Below are 231 nucleotides of genomic sequence, written 5' to 3' on the forward strand. Positions count from 1 at the left end.
CATTCATGATCCAACAAGGCTTGCCAGTAATTCGTGCTTACGACGGCACCTACCGCGAAAAGGTTTCTAAAGGTAAGTACAACGTGAAGCGCTACTTCCCAGAAAACTCTATTGTATTGATGAATGATGACTTGCTCGGTGAAAAGCTTTACGGCCCTACTCCAGACGAAAGTCACTTGATTGCCTCTGGTGCTAAGATTTCTCAAGACAACCAAGTCTTTACTAAGATTT

Annotated in this window: 1 pseudogene; it reads left to right on the forward strand. The window is 43.3% G+C overall.

What is annotated here, in order from left to right:
• Positions 1-231, forward strand: a pseudogene (locus FC20_RS10610) (major capsid protein); the annotation flags it as partial.

Source organism: Lactobacillus equicursoris DSM 19284 = JCM 14600 = CIP 110162, assembly GCF_001434815.1.
In the GTDB taxonomy this organism is placed as follows: domain Bacteria; phylum Bacillota; class Bacilli; order Lactobacillales; family Lactobacillaceae; genus Lactobacillus; species Lactobacillus equicursoris.